This window comes from Sphingomonas sp. GW821-FHT10C01, assembly GCF_059415525.1.
Window position 1 is genome coordinate 1392724 of the sequence record NZ_JBWKNK010000001.1, and the last position, 17733, is coordinate 1410456.

Consider the following 17733-nt stretch of genomic DNA (forward strand, 5'->3'; position numbering starts at 1 on the left):
GGATGCGTGTTCTGGTCGAAGCCCTGCACATTGCGGCCGGGATCTCGGTCGCGCTCCTGATCGCCGCGCTATCGAGCTGGGCTTATCCGCTGGCCACGCGCGATGTCTGGGCGGTGACGGGGGTCGCGATCCTGTGCATCATCGGCATGGGCATCGGCCCGATGCGACGCGCGATGGCGGCAGATCGTAAGAAGACGAACAAGACAGATGCCTGATCGCAATCCGCCCAGCTTTGAACCGACGATCCGCGTCACCACCATGCCCGCCGACGCCAATGCTTATGGCGACATCTTCGGCGGCTGGCTGATCGGGCAGATGGACATGGCTGCCGGCCTGGTCGCCGCGCGCCGCTCCAGGGGCCGCGCCGTGACAGTGGCGATGGACGCGATGCAGTTTCATGCGCCGGTCTTCGTCGGCGATGAGGTGTCGGTCTATGCCGCGCTCACCAAGGTCGGCCGTAGCTCGATGAAGATCGATGTCGAGGCCTGGCGCCGCGGCCGCCATGGCGAGGAGCGCGAATTGGTGACCCAGGCCAATTTCACCTTCGTCGCGGTGGGCGAGGATCGCAAGCCGCGCCCGGTGGACGAATAGGTGGGCAGCGCGTCCTCCTTATTTCGCAAGGTCAATGACTGGTCGAAGAAGCCGATAGTAATATTTTCTGCTATATCACTATCTGTTTTTTTATTCTCGGTCACGCAGGACGAATTTAGATCTACATATAACGACTGTCACTCGCTTCGTTTGCGTGCCAGCGATCAGTTGGGAGCTATTCGTCACGAAATTATTCGCGGCGAACTGCTAGAGATAAAATTGAATATTAGTAATGCTCGCGGAGATCGTCTGTCAGGTGCTGATTCTGCAGCGTTCCGGCGTAATTCGAGCAAGATCGATTCTGATCTAAAAAGAGCTCGTGCGGAGACGTCCAGGGCACTGAAAGAACAGGAGGGGTCTCTTAAAGAAGTCGAGCGGCTTTGCAAAGAGGCTGATGACAGCGGGCGTGTTCCATTCCTCTTTGTGCTTGGATTAACATTATTGGCTGGCTGCTACGCCTTTTGGGCTGGTGCCAATAGCAATCGGAGTTCCAATGGCTGAATCCTATGACGTGATCGTGCTCGGTTCCGGACCCGGCGGCTATGTCGCCGCGATCCGGGCGAGCCAGCTCGGCCTTAAGACCGCGATCGTCGAGCGCGAGCTGTTGGGCGGGATTTGTCTGAACTGGGGCTGCATCCCGACCAAGGCGCTGCTGCGCTCGGCCGAGATCTTCCACTTCATGCAGCACGCCAAGGATTATGGCCTTGCCGCCGAGAAGATCAGCGCGGACCTGGAAGCCGTGGTCAAGCGCTCGCGCGGCGTCGCCAAGCAGCTCAATCAGGGCGTCACGCACCTGATGAAAAAGAACAAGATCACCGTGCACATGGGCAGCGGAAAGCTGACGGGGAAGGGCAAGCTTTCCGTCACGGCCGCGGACGGCAAGGTGACCGAGCTGACCGCGAAGAACATCGTTCTCGCCACCGGCGCGCGCGCCCGCGACCTGCCGAACCTGCCCGCCGACGGCAACAAGGTGTGGACCTATCGCCACGCGATGACGCCCAAGGAGATGCCCAAGAAGCTGCTGGTCATCGGATCGGGCGCGATCGGCATCGAATTCGCGAGCTTCTACAATGATATGGGCGCCGAAGTGACGGTGGTCGAGATGCTCGATCGCATCGTGCCGGTCGAGGACGCCGACATCTCCGCGCATCTGGAGAAGGCGCTCAAGAAGCAGGGCATGACGATCATGACCGGCGCCAAGATCGACAAGATCGCGGCGGATGCGAACGGCGTGAAGGCGACGATCACGGGCAAGGACGGCAAGTCCGCTGTGGGCGACTTTAGCCACGTTATCGTCGCGATCGGCATCGTCCCGAACACCGCCGATATCGGCCTCAAGGAGCTGGGCGTCGATGTCGACGATCGCGGCTTCCTCAAGACCGGGCCGGACTGCAAGACCAATATCGACGGCCTCTATGCGATCGGCGACATCACCGCGCCGCCGTGGCTGGCGCACAAGGCGAGCCATGAGGGCGTGATCGCGGCGGAAGCGATCGCGGGCAAGCATCCGCACGCCATGGACCCGCGCAATATCCCGGGCTGCACCTATTGCCACCCGCAGATCGCGTCGGTCGGCTTGACCGAGGCGAAGGCGAAGGAAGCCGGGTACGAGGTCAAGGTCGGCAACTTCCCCTTTATCGGCAACGGCAAGGCGATCGCGCTGGGCGAGCCGGAAGGCTTTGTGAAGACGGTGTTCGACGCCAAGACGGGCGAACTGCTGGGCGCCCATATGATCGGCGCCGAGGTGACCGAGATGATCCAGGGTTACACCATCGGCAAGACGCTGGAGACCACCGAAGCTGAGCTGATGGAAACGGTATTCCCGCACCCGACGATCAGCGAGACGATGCATGAGGCCGTGCTCGCCGCGTACGGCCGCCAGCTGCACATGTGACCCCGTTCAGCCTTTCTTCGTGAAACACTGCCATGCTGCCGCGCGATTTGCGGGAGCATGGCATGTCGGCAAGGGCGTTTCTGGGGATTGTCCCCATCTTCGGGTTCGGCGGGCTGGCGATCTATCTCTATCGCGTCAACGACTCGATGGGCGGAGTGGCGTCGCAACAGCTGATGCCGATGGTCTATGCGCTCGGTGCGATCAGCGTGTTCTTCAGCTTTCCGATCCTGTTCAAGCTGCTGCGCTTGGCGACGGCGAAGCCCAAGGCCGACAAGGCGCCGGAAGGCGCTCGTGGCGATTTCGACGCCGACGCGGCGATCTCCCGCTACCTCGAGAAGAAGGCGGCGGGCGAGGCATCGTTCGAGGTTCCCGAGAGTGGCGCGCCGCGCCCGACCTTCGGCCGCAAGCTGGTCTGATACGCGGCGTTCAGCCCGCGTTCGCTTGTGCGAACGCTTGCATCAGCGCCGGATAGTCCGACGCCTCCGGGAATGTCTCGAAGCTGTGGACCGCGCCGGTCCGGGCCCACGGCAATTGTTCGCTGGTATAGGTTTCGATGAACGGCACGAACCCGCTCGCGTCGTCGAGCATCGTCGCGCGCACGTTCACCGCGCCATATTCGGGCGGGAGGCGGGTGAAGAGCCAGCTCTTGCACCAGTCGCAATGATGATGGCGGGCCTCTTCGCCATGCAGGCCGCCGATCACCGGCTCGCCTTCGATGATCTCCAGCGCGTCGGCGGGCAGAGTGAGCGTGGTGGAGAAGGCGCTGGCGCTCATCTTCTGGCAGCCGCGGCAATGGCAGACCGCGGTGACGAACGGTTCGGCGTTGATCCGGAACCGAACCTTGCCGCAACGGCAACCACCTTCCTGACCACGAACCATACACCCCTCCGCTTTACAGCCCGGCAATGTGCCGCCACCTTGCCGTCCCATAACCGAAGGGGAAGGATAGCGGCATGGGGAATTCGATCCTGTGGCCCACATTCGCGCTCGTGGGCCTGACGTTCATCGTCTACACGATGATGTTCGTGAAGCGGTTCGGGCATATCCGCGCCAACCCGCCCAAGACGGAGGATCTCGCGACAGGCGAGGCGGCGCTGCGCTATTTCGAGCCGGTCGAAATGCCCGCGAACAACTATCGTAACCTGTTCGAGATGCCGGTGCTCTATTTCGCGCTGGTGCCATTGCTGCTGCTGACCAACCAAGGGAGTGGCGTTCAGGTAGCGCTGGCGTGGGTCTATGTGGCGCTGCGCTGCCTGCACAGCTTCGTGCACATCGGGCCGAAGAAGGTGCCGGTGCGGGCGTTGCTCTTTTCGCTCTCCGCGCTGGTGTTGCTGATCATGTGGATCGGCTTTGCGATCGACACGGCGAGTGTGAAGCCAATGTTGGATGGGGTGACGGAGAACCCGGTTACGGTATGAGCGTTTGGGTGAGATGGCGAAGCGGGACGATCACGAGCAGGTTTGGCGGAATTTTCGCGAGGCGGTGAACATGACCGCCGGCGAGATCGAGGACTGGCTCGAGACCGAGGAGAGCCGCAAGGTCGGCTTCACGCGGCCGGGCGAGAGCGAGAGTGTCGGTCGCGCTTCGGGCCGCCGGATTGTGCACATCCTGCGCACCCCCGAGGACGAGCTCGATGGCGGTGACTATGCGCACATGCGCAAAGTGGTCGGTTTCGTCCGCCGCCATCGTGGGCAGGGGCCGTATGAGGAGTTCCGCATCCCCACTTCACGCTGGCGCTATTCGCTGATGAACTGGGGGCACGACCCGCTGAAATGATTGACCTTTGGCGCGGGTACGGCGAGCTTTGGAAAAACGCCAGACGGGGGATTCCATGAAGCGCCAGATGATCGTTGCGGCCGCAGCCGCGCTCGCCGCCACGCCCGCAGCCGCTGAGACGGTCGTCGTCACCGCCGACCGGATGGTCGACGTCGTCGCGGGGACGGTGGTCGAACATCCGGCGGTGTTCATCGAGGATGGGCGGATCAAGAGCATCGCGGACGCGCGCACGGTGCGCTGGGGCGCTGACGTCCGGCATATCAACCTCAGCGGCAAGACGATCCTGCCCGGGCTGATCGACATGCACGTCCATCTCGACGCCAATCCACTCTATGGCGGCTATACCGGGCTGCAGTTCACCGACAGCTTCTGGGCGATCCAGGGCGTCGCCAATGCGCGCGCGATGCTGAAGGCGGGCTTCACGACGATCCGCAATGTCGGCTCGGAAAATTACGCCGATGTCGGCTACAAGCAGGCGATCGAGGAAGGGTTGATCACCGGCCCCCGGATCGTGCCGGCCGCGCATGCGCTCGGCGCAACGGGCGGGCATTGCGACCAGACCTATCTGCCGCCTTCGTTCAAGGCCAAGGGCGTGGCGGTCGGTGACGGTCCGCAGGAACTGCGTATCAAGGTGCGCGAGCAGCGGAAATATGGTGCCGAGGTGATCAAGATCTGTGCCACCGGCGGCGTCTTCTCACGCAATACCGAGCCGGGACAGCAGCAGCTGTCCGAGGACGAGATGCGGGCGATCGCTGACGAGGCGCATCAATGGGGCCTGAAGGTCGCGGCGCACGCGCATGGCGCGGCGGGGATCAAGGCGGCGATCCGCGCGGGCATCGACACGATCGAACATGCCAGCCTGGTCGATGACGAGGGCATCCGCCTCGCCGCCTCGCGCAAGCAGCCTGTGTGGTTCTCGATGGATATCTTCAACACCGACTATACCCAGGCCGAGGGCAAGAAGAACGGCGTGCTCGAGGACAATCTGCGCAAGGACCGCGAGGTGGCGCAGATCCAGCGCGACAATTTCCGCAAGGCGCACGCTGCCGGCGTGAAGATGGTGTTCGGTACCGATGCCGGGGTAATGCCGCACGGCACGGCCGCGGGGCAGTTCCGCACCATGGTGACCTATGGAATGACTCCGCTAGAGGCGATCCGAGCGGCCACGATCAATGCCGCTGAGGCGCTGGGTCGCGGCAAGGATGTCGGCGCGATCGCGGTCGGCCGCTATGGCGACATCGTCGCGGTAGAGGGCGATCCGCTCAAGGATGTCGGCGTGCTCACCGCGGTGAAGGCGGTGATCAAAGGCGGCGTGCTGGTCTCAGACTAGGCTGGCGACCGCCGGCTCTACTGTCGTCGTCGTGAGCGGCGCCCGATGGGCGTCGCTGCCGATCAGCGGGGTGATGGTGACGGTGCTGGCGCCGATGCGGCGCATCCGGCCGTCGATATGGCCGCCATTCTCGATCGTGATATTCTCATACTCGACGTCGCCGGTGATGCGCGCGGTACGCTCGACAGTGAGCTGGCGGACGTGGACGGCGCCCTCGATCGCGCCGGCGATCCGTGCGGTTTCGGCGGTGACGCCGCCGACGATATGGCTTTCGGTGCCCTGGATCAGTCCGGCGCAATCGACATCGCCTTCGATCCGGCCTTCGACATGCAGTTCCGCACTGGCCTTGATGCTGCCCGAGATGACGACGTCGGCGCCGATGACGGAGAACATGCCGCGCTTGCCATTGCCGCCAGTGGCCAGCGGCATAGCCGGTCGCTCGTCGCGCGTCTTATTCCCGAACATAAACCTTACTCCCCCCGCGGTCGTGCGACCCGCGCGCCTATCATATCAAAGGACAAAGTGCCGCGCAGCCCGTGCGGAAGCGGAATCCCATGCGATCCGTCGCGATTATCGTTCGCATGAGGGGCAATCAGTGGCCTTGTCGCGATCCAGGTGGCGGCGATCATGCATAATGCGCCGATCGCGACCGCGGGTAATCCCAGGCCGGCATTCCCGATGATCGCGGCGATCGATCCGAGCTGGACCAGCGCGGCGAGGGCGAACGCGCTGCCGGTGCCGCGGGTGATCGCGAACGCGAAGATCAGAATGGTGGCAAGCAGGAAATGGTGCTCTTGCATCCACGGAAGCAGGCCGGCGGTGAGCAGCACCGACAGTGCGGCCATCGCGACAAGCCCAGCCTTGTCGAAGCGCGCGACCTGCATCTGCGCGATATATGTCGCGACGGCGCCGAGGGCGGTGGCGAGGGCCAGGGCGAAGAGCTGTGGCGCATAAGCGGGGGCGATCGTGCCGGCGAGCGACCAGATGTTGGGTGCGCCGTTGGTAAGCATGGCGCGGTCGATGGCGGCGAGACCAGCGGGCTGCCATTCGGCGAGCCGTGCCGGCGCAGTTACCGCCAACCACCAGGCGGGCGCGGGAAGCCATTGATGGATCGGCACGCGACGATGAATCGCCAGCGCGAAGAAGAAGGGCGCAACCAGAGCCGTCTGCGTGTTGAAGGCGAGCGCGATACCGCACCAGGCGAACATGGCGAAGTGGCGCCGCTCAAGCGCCATCGCCACCGCCATGATGCAAGCGGCGATATGGATTGTGTCGGACCGGCCCAGGTACAGCGCATTGAGCGAAACCGGGGGCAGGGCGCAGGCCATCGCGGCCCATTGCGTGCGTTGGGGCGTCCCAAGTGCGGTCAGCAGACGGTGGAAGGCGAGTGCCAATGCCGCCAGCCCGGCAACCGGCAGGAGTTCCGCGACGCCGATCGGATCGAGTCCCTCCGCCAGCGAACTGAACGGAGCGACTGGCCAGAACAGCCAGGCTTGCGCCGCCACCACCGCCGCGATGAGCCAGGTCGCGGGCGCAGGCATCGGTGGACGAAGGAGAAGGGGCGGCATAGCCTGCACTTGGAGCAGCGCTCTGAAAATCGGGTTAAGGATCGGCTTTCGGCGGGGGACGGATGGCGAAGGGGAAGCGTTGGGGATTCTTGGACAGGTTCAGGGTGCTGTCGCTGCCGTCTTCTCGAGTCCCCATCCGCATTGGCGCGGGCGTGGCTGCGGTCGTCGTTCTTGGCCTGATCGCGCTGGGTGGGCGATGCGCATCGCCGACGATGGTGAGTTGCTCGTTCGATACATTGTTCACCGGCGGACCGAAGCTCGACGTGCCCTACAAGGGCACCCGGCCCGCAGTGATCGTGCGGATGCTGGAGATGGGCGAGGTCGGTCCGGGCGACCATGTCATCGACCTGGGCACCGGCGATGGCCGAATCCTGATCGCCGCGGCGCGTGAGCGGGGTGCGACGGGGCTGGGGATCGATCTGGACTCGGTGCTGATCGGCAAGGCGCGGGCCAACGCGCGGGACGCCGGCGTTGCCGACCGGGTACGGTTCGAGACCGGCGATCTCTTCAAGGCCGAGCTTGCCGCTGCCGATGTGGTGGTGATGTATTTGCTGCCCGAGGTAAACTGGCGGCTGTGCCCGCGCCTGCTCGCGCAATTAAAGACGGGAACGCGGATCGTCAGCCACGCCTTTGACATGGGCGATTGGAAGCCTGAGGAAACCCGGCGTGCGGGCGGTGCGACAGTGCATCTTTGGCGGGTGCCGGAGCCGGGTGCACGTGAAGGTTTGTGCACCGCCGGAAGGGCGCAGGCGCAGGGCCGGGGCGGGTAGCTGCGGCGCCATTGACCGGCCAAGGGCGTGCGCGTATAGGCCGCGCGTTCCGCACCGGAGCGGAGAGTCGATTCTGTCGGCTTTTCTGCGTTCCGGGTGGAGCAGAGCTGAACGGTGTCGGAGACTTGGGGCCAGGGGGTGCGCCCGCCAGGCCCTTTTGTATTGCAAAACCAGGGCTCCCACACAGTAACCGCCGGGCGACCGGTAACGAAAAAGGTGAAGGGCTTCATGCCGACGATTAACCAGCTGGTCCGCAAGGGCCGCGAACCGCAGAAGGCCAAGAGCAAGGTCCCTGCGATGGAGCAGAACCCGCAGAAGCGCGGCGTTTGCACCCGTGTTTACACCACGACCCCGAAGAAGCCGAACTCGGCACTTCGCAAGGTGGCCAAGGTCCGTCTGACCAACAGCCGCGAAGTCATCTCGTACATCCCCGGCGAGGGCCACAACCTGCAGGAGCACTCGGTGGTCCTGATCCGTGGCGGCCGTGTGCGCGATCTTCCCGGTGTGCGCTATCACGTTCTGCGCGGCGTTCTCGATACCCAGGGTGTCAAGGATCGCAAGCAGAGCCGTTCGAAGTACGGCGCGAAGCGTCCGAAGTAAGCCAAAGTAAGCCCCGGACAGGTTCCGGAACCGGCTGAAGTTTTAGAAGGAAATTCAAGATGGCACGTCGTCGTCGTCCCGAAAAGCGGGAAATCCTGCCCGATCCCGTCTATGGTGATCAGGTTCTGTCGAAGTTCATGAACAGCGTGATGCTGGACGGCAAGAAGTCCGTCGCTGAAGGCATTGTGTATTCGGCGCTCGAAGTTGTCGAGCAGCGCGCGAAGAAGGATCCGATCGGAGTCTTCCACGAGGCGCTCAACAACATCAAGCCGGGTATCGAAGTTCGCAGCCGCCGCGTCGGTGGTGCGACCTATCAGGTTCCGGTCGAGGTTCGTCCGGAGCGCGCGCAGGCGCTCGCGATCCGCTGGCTGATCACGTCGGCCCGCAACCGCAGCGAGAACACCATGTCGGGTCGCCTGTCGGGCGAGCTGCTGGACGCTTCGAACAACCGTGGCAACGCGGTCAAGAAGCGCGAAGACACGCACCGCATGGCGGAAGCGAACCGCGCGTTCAGCCACTATCGCTGGTAAGCCTGGACCATCGGCGAAAGCCGATGATCTGGCACTGGTAATTTTCGCACCTATATTCCGGGGAGCCGTCGCAAACGGCTCCCCACATCGCTAAGGAACCCCGATCATGGCCCGCAGCCATCCGCTCGAGCGTTATCGCAATATTGGCATCATGGCGCACATCGACGCCGGCAAGACGACGACGACCGAGCGTATCCTTTATTACACCGGCAAGTCCTACAAGATCGGCGAAGTGCATGAAGGCACCGCGACGATGGACTGGATGGAGCAGGAGCAGGAGCGCGGGATCACGATCACGTCCGCGGCGACCACGTGCAAGTGGCGCGCCGAAGAGGGCAAGGGTGAAGAGCACCTGATCAACATCATCGACACGCCGGGCCACGTCGACTTCACGATTGAGGTCGAGCGTTCGCTGCGCGTGCTCGACGGCGCGGTCACCTGCTTCGACGGCGTTGCCGGCGTCGAGCCGCAGTCGGAGACCGTGTGGCGCCAGGCCGACAAGTATCGCGTGCCGCGTCTGTGCTACGTCAACAAGCTTGACCGCACCGGTGCGAGCTTCGACCGCTGCGTCGACATGATCAAGGATCGCCTCGGCGCGCGCACCGCGGTTCTGTATCTGCCGATCGGCCTCGAGAACCAGTTCGTCGGCCTTGTCGACCTGGTCGAGAACCGCGCGATCGTATGGCTCGACGAGTCGTTGGGCGCGAAGTTCGAATATCGCGAGATCCCCGACGATCTGAAGGACGCGGCTGCGACTGCCCGTGGCGAGCTGATCGAAATCGCCGTCGAGCAGGACGACGCGGCGATGGAAGCGTATCTCGAGGGCAACGAGCCCGACGTTCCGACGCTGAAGGCGCTGATCCGCAAGGGCACGCTGGCGTTCGACTTCGTGCCGGTGCTGTGCGGTTCGTCGTTCAAGAACAAGGGCGTTCAGCCCCTGCTCGACGCGGTCGTCGACTATCTGCCGAGCCCGCTCGACATTCCGGACGTTCAGGGCGTGAAGCTCGACGGCGAGACCGTGGACACGCGTCCGCCGGCCGACAACGCGCCGATGTCGCTGCTCGCGTTCAAGATCATGAACGATCCGTTCGTCGGCTCGCTCACCTTCGCCCGCATCTATTCGGGCACCCTCGCCAAGGGTCAGTATCTGAACTCGGTGAAGGACAAGAAGGAGAAGATCGGTCGTATGCTCCTCATGCACGCGAACTCGCGTGAGGACATCGATGAGGCGCGTGCGGGCGACATCGTCGCGATCGCGGGCCTCAAGGAGACCACGACCGGTGACACGCTGTGCGATCCGGCGAATCCGATCATCCTGGAGCGCATGGAGTTCCCGGAGCCGGTGATCGAGCTGTCGGTGGAGCCGAAGACCAAGGCCGACCAGGAGAAGATGGGCCTCGCCCTGAACCGCCTGGCCGCCGAGGATCCCTCGTTCCGCGTTTCGACCGATCACGAATCGGGCCAGACGATCATCAAGGGCATGGGTGAACTTCACCTGGAAATCCTGGTCGATCGCATGAAGCGCGAGTTCAAGGTCGAGGCGAATGTTGGCGCGCCGCAGGTGGCCTATCGCGAGTATCTCGCGAAGCCGGTGGACATCGACTACACCCACAAGAAGCAGTCGGGCGGCACCGGCCAGTTCGGTCGCGTCAAGGTCAAGCTGACTCCGGGTGAGCGCGGTTCGGGCTTCGTCTTCAAGGACGAGATCAAGGGCGGTAACATTCCGAAGGAATATATCCCGGCGATCGAAAAGGGCTTCCGCGAGACGGCGCTGACCGGTTCGCTGGTCGGCTTCCCGATCATCGACTTCGAAGTGTTGCTGTATGACGGCGCGTACCACGACGTCGACTCGTCGGCGCTGGCCTTCGAAATCACCGCCCGCGCCGCAATGCGCGAAGCGGCGCAGAAGTCCGGCATCAAGCTGCTCGAGCCGATCATGAAGGTCGAGGTCGTGACCCCCGAGGATTACCTCGGCGATGTTATCGGCGACATCAACAGCCGCCGTGGCCAGATCCAGGGTACCGACAGCCGCGGTAACGCGCAGACGGTCGAGGCGATGGTCCCGCTGGCGAACATGTTCGGTTACGTGAACCAGCTCCGCTCGTTCACGCAGGGACGCGCGCAGTACAGCATGCAGTTCTCGCACTATGACGAAGTGCCGCCGAACGTGGCTGACGAAGTGAAGGCGAAGCTGGCCTAAGGCTGGCGTTACGTGAATTGAACCGCTATGGGGCCGCGTTCTCGCGAGTCCCGTAGCGGTCCGGGAAATTTGAATCAGAAGGTAGGAAACAATGGCGAAGGCAAAGTTTGAGCGGAACAAACCGCACCTCAACATCGGCACCATCGGTCACGTCGATCACGGCAAGACCTCGCTGACCGCTGCGATCACCAAGATTCTGGCAGAGAACGTCGCGGGCAACGCGGCCGTCGACTTCGCCAACATCGACAAGGCTCCGGAAGAGCGTGAGCGCGGCATCACCATCTCGACCGCACACGTCGAGTATGAGACCGATTCGCGTCACTACGCGCACGTCGATTGCCCCGGCCACGCCGACTATGTGAAGAACATGATCACCGGCGCCGCGCAGATGGACGGCGCGATCCTGGTCGTGTCGGCTACCGACGGCCCGATGCCGCAGACCAAGGAGCACATCCTGCTCGCCAAGCAGGTCGGCGTGCCGACCATGGTGGTCTTCCTCAACAAGGTCGACCTGGTCGACGACGAGGAAATCCTTGAGCTGGTCGAGATGGAAATCCGCGAGGAGCTGTCGCGTCGTGAGTTCGACGGCGACAACATTCCGATCATCCGTGGATCGGCGACCGCCGCTCTCTCGGGTTCGGACGAAAAGCTGGGCAAGGACGCGATCCTCGCGCTCATGGCCGCTGTCGACGAGTCGATCCCGCAGCCGGAGCGTCCGCTCGACAAGCCGTTCATGATGCCGATCGAAGACGTGTTCTCGATCTCGGGTCGTGGCACGGTCGTCACCGGCCGCGTCGAGACCGGCGTGGTCAAGGTTGGTGAGGAAGTCGAGATCGTCGGCATCCATCCGGAAGTCCGCAAGACCACCGTCACGGGCGTCGAAATGTTCCGCAAGCTGCTCGACCAGGGCCAGGCGGGCGACAACATTGGCGCGCTGATCCGCGGCGTTGGCCGTGAAGAAGTTGAGCGTGGCCAGGTTCTCTGCAAGCCGGGTTCGATCAAGCCGCACACCGACTTCCAGTCGAGCGTGTACGTGCTGTCGAAGGACGAAGGTGGCCGTCACACGCCGTTCTTCGCCAACTATCGTCCGCAGTTCTACTTCCGTACCACGGACGTGACCGGCACGATCGAGCTGCCTTCGGGCACCGAGATGGTGATGCCGGGCGACGAAGTTGCCCTCGGCATCAAGCTGATCGCGCCGATCGCTATGGACGTGGGCCAGCGCTTCACGATCCGCGAAGGCGGCCGCACCGTCGGTGCAGGCGTCGTCAGCAGCATCGAAAAGTAAGCTGAAAAGCGAACAGCCGCTCGGCCCCGAAAAATCGGGGTCGGGCGGTTGCTTTTTTATGAGGCGCCCTGTAATGGCGCGCCTCCAGTTTTTGGTTTGACAGCAAGAGGCCGGTAACCGGCCCCGCTCTTTCGCATCGGTAGGGACATGGACAACAGCATCCGCATTCGCCTCAAGGCGTTCGATCATCGCGTGCTCGACCAGGCAGCCGGCGACATCGCCGACACCGCGCGTCGCACCGGCGCACTCATTCGTGGTCCGATCCCGCTTCCCACGCACATCGACAAGTTCACGGTCAACCGTGGCCCGCACATCGACAAGAAGTCGCGTGAGCAGTTCGAGACGCGCACCTACAAGCGCCTCCTCGACATCGTGCAGCCGACCCCGCAGACGGTTGATGCGCTGATGAAGCTCGACCTCGCCGCTGGCGTCGACGTCGAGATCAAGCTCGCCTAAGTCGAGCTGACGCGGCCCCGATCCTGGATCGGGGCTGTTTCCGTTCCATCCGTCGCGCGAATCGCGGGGCAGGGGTGGACAGGGGGGTGAAGCTGACGTAAAGGCGCCGCTTCCCACGAGATTCGCGTGATTCCATTGGGGTCATGCAGGGTTGGCCGGATCGATCCCGATCCGAGGTTCCGGCCCGGGCTTAACGCTCGAACGATATAGGGATACCGCCGGGCTGGTTCTTCGGAGTTGGCTCGGGTCTGCGTCCCCCGTCTTTCCGGCCTTCGGGTTGGAATTCAGCCCGGACGGGGCTCGCATCGCATCTACGGGCTGAGGCACGCACCCTTCGGAATGGTCCGTGGGGTGCCTCTGTTATGGAGTGTACTGATCATGCGCACTGGCGTGATCGCGAAGAAGTTGGGGATGACCCGCCTGTTTCAGGACGACGGCCGCCACGTGCCGGTCACCGTTCTGAGCCTCGAAGGCGTTCAGGTCGTCGCTCGTCGCGAAATGGATAAGGACGGCTACACCGCCGTTCAGCTTGGCGCCGGCAGCGCCAAGGCGAAGAATGTCGCCAAGCCGCAGCGCGGCCAGTTCGGCAAGGCCGAAGTGGAGCCTAAGGCGATTCTCGCGGAGTTCCGCGTGGATGCGGACGGTCTGCTCGACGTGGGCGCCGAGATTTCGGCCGACCACTATGTCGCGGGCCAGTTCGTCGACATTCAGGGTCGTACGCAGGGCAAGGGCTTTGCGGGCGGCATGAAGCGCTGGGGTTTTGGCGGTATGCGCGCAACCCACGGCGTTTCGATCTCGCACCGTGCGCTGGGTTCGACGGGTAACCGTCAGGATCCGGGTCGCGTCTTCAAGAACAAGAAGATGGCCGGCCACATGGGCGACAAGAACCGTACTCAGCAGAACCTCGAGATCGTCGGCACCGACGTCGAGCGCGGCCTGATCTTCGTCAAGGGCTCAGTCCCTGGCTCGAAGGGTGGCTGGCTGTTCGTCAAGGACTCGGTGAAGGTCGCGCGTCACGCCGACGCGCCGTTCCCGGCAAGCATCAAGCAGGCTGCTAACAGCAACAACGACGCCCCCGCGGATACCCCGGCCGACACGGTCGAGGCTCCCGAGGCGACCGACGGCCAGGAGGGCTGAACGTGAAGGTCAAGGTACAGACCCTCGACGCCAAGGCATCGGGCGACATCGAGCTGAATGACGACGTGTTCGGCCTCGAGCCGCGCGCCGACATCCTGCATCGCGTCGTCACCTGGCAGCTGTGGAACCGCCGTGGTACGGCACGCCCGACGCGCGAGCGTTCGGAAGTGTCGCGCACCGGCAAGAAGTTTGGTCGCCAGAAGGGCGGCGGTACGGCTCGCCACGGCGATCGTGCGGCCCCGATCTTCATCGGCGGCGGTAAGGCGCACGGCGCGCGTCTGCGTGATTTCAACATCTCGCTGAACAAGAAGATTCGCGCGCTCGGCCTGAAGATGGCGCTTTCGAGCCATGCCAAGGCGGGTTCGCTGATCGTCCTCGACGGTTTCGACGCGACCAAGACTTCGGCGCTCAAGGATCAGTTCGCTGGTCTGAAGGTCGGCAAGACCGCGCTGGTGATCGACGGTGAGGCCGGCAACGGTTTCCTGGCCGCGCGCAATCTGGTGGGCGTCGACGTCCTCCCGGCGGCGGGTGCCAACGTCTATGACATCCTGAAGCACGACACGCTGGTCCTGACCCGCGCTGCCGTCGAGAAGTTGGAGGCTCGCTTCAATGGCTAAGCAGAGCAAGCAGGTGGACATCCGTCACTACGACGTGATCGTCGCGCCGCACATCACCGAGAAGTCGACCCTGGTCTCCGAGCATAACGCGGTGGTCTTCAAGGTCGCCGGCGATGCGACCAAGCCGCAGATCAAGGCGGCGGTCGAGGCGATCTTCGGCGTCGGCGTGACCGGCGTGAACACGATCGTCCAGAAGGGCAAGACCAAGAAGTGGAAGGGCAAGCCCTACACCCGGTCGGACATCAAGAAGGCGATCGTCACCCTCAAGGATGGTGACTCGATCGACGTGACGCAGGGGGTCAACTGACATGGCTCTGAAGAATTACAACCCGACTTCGCCGGCGCGGCGTGGCCTGATCCTGGTGGACCGTTCGGGTCTGCACAAGGGTGGCCCCGTCAAGGCGCTGACCGAAGGCAAGCGCAAGACCGGCGGCCGCAACAACAAGGGTCACGTGACCTCGCGCGGCATTGCGGGCGGTCACAAGCAGCGTTATCGTATCATCGATTTCAAGCGCCGCCTGTGGGACGTCGATGGCACCGTGGAGCGGATCGAATATGATCCCAACCGCACCGCCTTCATCGCGCTGATCAACTATGGCGCGGACGAGAACGGCAAGGATCGTCTGGCTTACATCATCGCTCCCCAGCGCCTCGGCGTTGGCGACAAGGTGATCGCGGCTAAGAAGACCGACGTGAAGCCTGGCAATGCGATGGAAATCGGCCAGGCTCCGGTCGGCACGATCGTCCACAACGTCGAGATGAAGCCCGGCAAGGGCGGTCAGATCGCACGTTCGGCAGGCACCTATGTGCAGGTCGTCGGTCGTGATCGCGGCATGGTGATCGTTCGCCTCAACTCGGGCGAGCAGCGCTACGTCCGTGGCGAGTGCATGTGCACCGTTGGCGCCGTGTCGAACCCCGACAACGGCAACACCAACCTCGCCAAGGCTGGCCGCAACCGCTGGAAGGGCATCCGCCCGCTGACCCGCGGCGTCGCCAAGAACCCGGTCGACCACCCGCACGGCGGTGGTGAAGGCCGGACCTCGGGCGGCCGTCACCCGGTCACTCCGTGGGGCAAGCCGACCAAGGGTGCTCGCACCCGTCACAACAAGGCGACGGATAAGTTCATCATCCGCAGCCGCCACGCGAAGAAGAAGGGCTAAACGATGGCTCGTTCCGTTTGGAAGGGTCCTTTCGTGGACCTGCATCTCCTGAAGAAGGCCGAGACGGCTCAGGAGAGCTCGGGCCGCTCAGGTCCGATCAAGACCTGGTCGCGTCGTTCGACCATCCTGCCGCAGTTCGTCGGCCTGACCTTCAACGTCTACAACGGCCGCAAGTTCGTGCCGGTGTCGGTGAACGAGGACATGGTTGGCATGAAGCTCGGCGAGTTCGCGCCGACCCGGTACTTCCCGGGGCACGCGGCCGACAAGAAGGGTAAGCGCTAAGATGTCGAAGCCTAAAGCCCCCCGTCGCGTTGGCGACAATGAGGCGCTGTCGGTCGGCACGCAGATCCGTGGTTCGGCGCAGAAGCTGAACCTGGTCGCGGCGCTGATCCGCAACAAGCCCGCCGGCGACGCGATGAACATCCTCGCCTTCTCGAAGAAGGCGATGGCGGTCGACGCGCGCAAGGTGCTGGCTTCGGCCATTGCCAATGCCGAGAACAACCACAACCTCGACGTCGACGCGCTCGTCGTCGCCGAGGCGTCGGTCGGCAAGTCGATCACGATGAAGCGGTTCCACACCCGTGGTCGCGGCAAGTCGACCCGCATCCTGAAGCCGTTCAGTCGGCTCCGGATCGTGGTGCGTGAAGTGCAGGAAGAAGCATAATGGGTCACAAGAGCAACCCGATCGGCCTGCGCCTGCAGGTCAACCGCACCTGGGACAGCCGCTGGTTCGCGGAAGGCCAGGACTATGGTCGCCTGCTGCTGGAGGATCTGAAGATCCGTCAGTACATCCTGAAGACGCTGCCCCAGGCAGCGATCTCGAAGGTGGTGATCGAGCGTCCGGCGAAGCTGTGCCGCGTCAGCATCTATGCCGCGCGCCCCGGCGTGATCATCGGCAAAAAGGGCACGGACATCGAGAAGCTTCGCAAGAAGCTCGGCTCGATGACCAGCTCGGACGTGTCGCTGAACATCGTCGAGATCCGCAAGCCTGAAGTCGACGCCAAGCTCGTCGCTCAGGGCATTGCTGACCAGCTGGAGCGCCGCATCGCGTTCCGCCGCGCCATGAAGCGCGCCGTTCAGTCGGCGATGCGTCTGGGCGCAGAGGGCATCCGCATCAACTGCGGCGGCCGTCTGGGCGGAGCCGAAATCGCACGTTCGGAATGGTATCGCGAAGGCCGCGTTCCGCTTCACACGCTGCGCGCCAACATCGACCACGCCACTGCCGAAGCGCACACCGCGTACGGCGTCTGCGGCGTGAAGGTCTGGATCTTCAAGGGCGAGATCCTGGGCCATGATCCGATGGCGACCGATCGCCTGAACATGGAATCGCAGACGTCGGGCGTTCGCCCCGCGCGCGATGACCGTCGCTAAGGGTTAGGCACGATGCTGCAACCGAAAAAGACCAAGTTCCGCAAGGCCTTCAAGGGCCGGATCAAGGGCGAGGCCAAGGGCGGCGCGACGCTGAACTTCGGCTCGTACGGCCTGAAGGCGATGGAGCCTGAGCGGATCACCGCACGCCAGATCGAGGCGGCTCGCCGCGCGATCACGCGTCACATCAAGCGTCAGGGGCGTCTGTGGATCCGCGTGTTCCCGGACCTGCCGGTGTCGAGCAAGCCTGCCGAAGTCCGCATGGGCTCGGGCAAGGGTGCGCTTGAGTATTGGGCCGCTCGCGTCAAGCCGGGCCGCATCCTGTTCGAGCTGGACGGCGTTCCCGGCCCGCTCGCGGCGGAAGCGTTCGAGCGTGCAGCGATGAAGCTGCCGATCAAGACCAAGGTCGTGGCCCGCCTCGGCGACACGTCGCACCTGGAGGGTTGAG

General features: G+C 63.7%; 25 protein-coding genes. 22 read left to right on the forward strand and 3 right to left on the reverse strand.

Annotated features, from left to right (window positions below; translation table 11 throughout):
- Window positions 1-2: 2 nt before the first annotated feature.
- From AC07M1_RS06840 to AC07M1_RS06860, 5 genes are all read left to right on the forward strand, one after another.
- A complete protein-coding gene (locus AC07M1_RS06840; protein WP_495161804.1) occupies window positions 3-215 on the forward strand; it encodes a hypothetical protein in 213 nt (70 codons plus the stop codon).
- Window positions 208-591: an acyl-CoA thioesterase gene (locus tag AC07M1_RS06845; protein WP_495161805.1), complete on the forward strand. Its 384-nt coding sequence runs from the start codon at window positions 208-210 to the stop codon at window positions 589-591. Before AC07M1_RS06840 ends, AC07M1_RS06845 begins: the two co-directional genes overlap by 8 nt.
- Window positions 592-1092, forward strand: coding sequence for a hypothetical protein (locus AC07M1_RS06850; protein ID WP_495161806.1), 501 nt, complete (start codon window positions 592-594; stop codon window positions 1090-1092).
- Window positions 1085-2485, forward strand: coding sequence for a dihydrolipoyl dehydrogenase (gene lpdA / locus AC07M1_RS06855; RefSeq protein ID WP_495161807.1), 1401 nt, complete (start codon window positions 1085-1087; stop codon window positions 2483-2485). The genes AC07M1_RS06850 and lpdA overlap by 8 nt, the downstream gene beginning before the upstream one ends.
- Before the next feature lie 62 nt (window positions 2486-2547).
- Window positions 2548-2901, forward strand: a complete 354-nt coding sequence (locus AC07M1_RS06860; RefSeq protein ID WP_495161808.1) for a hypothetical protein — start codon at window positions 2548-2550, stop codon at window positions 2899-2901.
- A 10-nt stretch (window positions 2902-2911) separates the two neighbouring features.
- Here AC07M1_RS06860 and AC07M1_RS06865 read toward each other — a convergent pair whose 3' ends face one another.
- A complete protein-coding gene (locus tag AC07M1_RS06865) occupies window positions 2912-3364 on the reverse strand; it encodes a GFA family protein (RefSeq protein WP_495161809.1) in 453 nt (150 codons plus the stop codon).
- A gap of 74 nt (window positions 3365-3438) precedes the next feature.
- Between AC07M1_RS06865 and AC07M1_RS06870 the strand changes: the two genes are divergently transcribed.
- Genes AC07M1_RS06870 through AC07M1_RS06880 form a run of 3 tightly spaced genes read left to right on the forward strand, consistent with a single transcriptional unit; the run spans window position 3439 to window position 5591 of the window.
- Window positions 3439-3903, forward strand: coding sequence for an MAPEG family protein (locus AC07M1_RS06870; RefSeq protein ID WP_495161810.1), 465 nt, complete (start codon window positions 3439-3441; stop codon window positions 3901-3903).
- 13 nt (window positions 3904-3916) lie between these two features.
- A complete protein-coding gene (locus AC07M1_RS06875; RefSeq protein ID WP_495161811.1) occupies window positions 3917-4261 on the forward strand; it encodes a DUF3140 domain-containing protein in 345 nt (114 codons plus the stop codon).
- A gap of 55 nt (window positions 4262-4316) precedes the next feature.
- Window positions 4317-5591 carry a Xaa-Pro dipeptidase gene (locus AC07M1_RS06880; RefSeq protein ID WP_495161812.1) on the forward strand — a complete coding sequence of 425 codons (1275 nt, stop codon included), beginning with the start codon at window positions 4317-4319 and terminating at the stop codon, window positions 5589-5591.
- On the opposite strand, the gene AC07M1_RS06885 is transcribed toward AC07M1_RS06880, so the two are convergent.
- Both AC07M1_RS06885 and AC07M1_RS06890 read right to left on the reverse strand, forming a co-directional pair.
- Window positions 5583-6056 carry a bactofilin family protein gene (locus AC07M1_RS06885; RefSeq protein WP_495161813.1) on the reverse strand — a complete coding sequence of 158 codons (474 nt, stop codon included), beginning with the start codon at window positions 6054-6056 and terminating at the stop codon, window positions 5583-5585. The two genes, AC07M1_RS06880 and AC07M1_RS06885, sit on opposite strands and share 9 nt — an antisense overlap.
- 5 nt (window positions 6057-6061) lie before the next feature.
- Window positions 6062-7132: a hypothetical protein gene (locus AC07M1_RS06890; protein WP_495161814.1), complete on the reverse strand. Its 1071-nt coding sequence runs from the start codon at window positions 7130-7132 to the stop codon at window positions 6062-6064.
- A 179-nt stretch (window positions 7133-7311) separates the two neighbouring features.
- On the opposite strand from AC07M1_RS06890, the gene AC07M1_RS06895 reads away from it, so the two are divergent.
- The 14 genes from AC07M1_RS06895 to rplP all read left to right on the forward strand — a co-directional run bounded on the left by AC07M1_RS06895 (window position 7312) and on the right by rplP (window position 17732).
- On the forward strand, window positions 7312-7929 hold the full coding sequence (locus AC07M1_RS06895; RefSeq protein ID WP_495161815.1) for an SAM-dependent methyltransferase: 618 nt from the start codon (window positions 7312-7314) through the stop codon (window positions 7927-7929).
- 228 nt (window positions 7930-8157) lie between these two features.
- The gene (gene rpsL / locus AC07M1_RS06900; protein WP_010545715.1) at window positions 8158-8529 is read left to right on the forward strand and encodes a 30S ribosomal protein S12; all 372 of its coding nucleotides are present in this window, start codon (window positions 8158-8160) and stop codon (window positions 8527-8529) included.
- A gap of 59 nt (window positions 8530-8588) precedes the next feature.
- A complete protein-coding gene (gene rpsG, locus AC07M1_RS06905; protein WP_488277729.1) occupies window positions 8589-9059 on the forward strand; it encodes a 30S ribosomal protein S7 in 471 nt (156 codons plus the stop codon).
- 106 nt (window positions 9060-9165) lie between these two features.
- Entirely contained in the window at window positions 9166-11259 is a 2094-nt protein-coding gene (gene fusA, locus AC07M1_RS06910) for an elongation factor G (RefSeq protein WP_495161816.1), read from the forward strand.
- 91 nt (window positions 11260-11350) lie between these two features.
- Window positions 11351-12547, forward strand: coding sequence for an elongation factor Tu (gene tuf, locus AC07M1_RS06915; protein ID WP_495161817.1), 1197 nt, complete (start codon window positions 11351-11353; stop codon window positions 12545-12547).
- Between the two features lie 147 nt (window positions 12548-12694).
- The gene (rpsJ, locus tag AC07M1_RS06920; protein ID WP_447723939.1) at window positions 12695-13003 is read left to right on the forward strand and encodes a 30S ribosomal protein S10; all 309 of its coding nucleotides are present in this window, start codon (window positions 12695-12697) and stop codon (window positions 13001-13003) included.
- A gap of 378 nt (window positions 13004-13381) precedes the next feature.
- A complete protein-coding gene (gene rplC / locus AC07M1_RS06925) occupies window positions 13382-14140 on the forward strand; it encodes a 50S ribosomal protein L3 (protein WP_495161818.1) in 759 nt (252 codons plus the stop codon).
- Between the two features lie 2 nt (window positions 14141-14142).
- Window positions 14143-14757 carry a 50S ribosomal protein L4 gene (rplD, locus tag AC07M1_RS06930; protein WP_495161819.1) on the forward strand — a complete coding sequence of 205 codons (615 nt, stop codon included), beginning with the start codon at window positions 14143-14145 and terminating at the stop codon, window positions 14755-14757.
- Window positions 14750-15064 carry a 50S ribosomal protein L23 gene (locus AC07M1_RS06935; RefSeq protein ID WP_495161820.1) on the forward strand — a complete coding sequence of 105 codons (315 nt, stop codon included), beginning with the start codon at window positions 14750-14752 and terminating at the stop codon, window positions 15062-15064. The genes rplD and AC07M1_RS06935 overlap by 8 nt, the downstream gene beginning before the upstream one ends.
- Before the next feature lies 1 nt (window position 15065).
- Window positions 15066-15917, forward strand: coding sequence for a 50S ribosomal protein L2 (gene rplB, locus AC07M1_RS06940; protein WP_447723945.1), 852 nt, complete (start codon window positions 15066-15068; stop codon window positions 15915-15917).
- Window positions 15918-15920: 3 nt separating this feature from the next.
- Window positions 15921-16199 (forward strand): 30S ribosomal protein S19, encoded by a 279-nt coding sequence (gene rpsS, locus AC07M1_RS06945; RefSeq protein ID WP_495161821.1) that lies wholly within the window; start codon window positions 15921-15923, stop codon window positions 16197-16199.
- Between the two features lies 1 nt (window position 16200).
- Window positions 16201-16581 (forward strand): 50S ribosomal protein L22, encoded by a 381-nt coding sequence (gene rplV / locus AC07M1_RS06950; RefSeq protein ID WP_495161822.1) that lies wholly within the window; start codon window positions 16201-16203, stop codon window positions 16579-16581.
- Window positions 16581-17288, forward strand: coding sequence for a 30S ribosomal protein S3 (gene rpsC / locus AC07M1_RS06955; protein ID WP_495161823.1), 708 nt, complete (start codon window positions 16581-16583; stop codon window positions 17286-17288). Before rplV ends, rpsC begins: the two co-directional genes overlap by 1 nt.
- A gap of 12 nt (window positions 17289-17300) precedes the next feature.
- Window positions 17301-17732: a 50S ribosomal protein L16 gene (gene rplP, locus AC07M1_RS06960; RefSeq protein ID WP_495161824.1), complete on the forward strand. Its 432-nt coding sequence runs from the start codon at window positions 17301-17303 to the stop codon at window positions 17730-17732.
- The last annotated feature ends 1 nt before the right edge of the window (window position 17733 follow it).